Source organism: Dolichospermum sp. UHCC 0352 (assembly GCF_009711925.1).
GTDB classification, from domain to species: Bacteria; Cyanobacteriota; Cyanobacteriia; order Cyanobacteriales; family Nostocaceae; genus Dolichospermum; species Dolichospermum lemmermannii.
On the sequence record NZ_VIKY01000095.1, the window covers coordinates 1 to 429 of the forward strand.

General features: G+C 43.8%; 1 protein-coding gene. It reads right to left on the reverse strand.

Going from position 1 to position 429, the window contains the following annotated elements; translation table 11 throughout:
* Nucleotides 1-28: 28 nt before the first annotated feature.
* Nucleotides 29-429 (reverse strand): COP23 domain-containing protein (locus FJR06_RS06260; protein WP_217359762.1); only part of this gene is annotated, 401 nt, incomplete at its 5' end.

Genomic DNA, 429 nt, shown 5'->3' on the forward strand with positions numbered 1-429 from the left:
GTGTGAGCCTTCTTGCTGTTTAAGGTAATTACAAACCACCAGAGTTATTTTCAACAGCAGGTTTTTTGGTAGTTTGCCGCAGTGAGCGATTAGCTTTCTTGGTGAGCAAATCGTTCAATCTAACTTGCACACGACCTTTTGTTTCCCGAATAACACCAGCGCTAGAACCCTCACGACTGAGTTGCATCATTTGGGCAAGAATTTCTTCAGACCGCTTGGCGTTTTTTGGGTTTAAGGTGAAGAGAGTATTAGTCCCATCACAACCAGTATCACTGATAGAAACTACGCAAATGACGGTTTTCTCTCCGACTCGACCGTTCATCAATACAACATCTTTGAGGCTACCCCCACTTTCAGCGACGGACGCATTTAATTTCGATGTGACGATTTGGCAACGGCTTTGAGGAGTAGATTTCTCACCAAAGTATT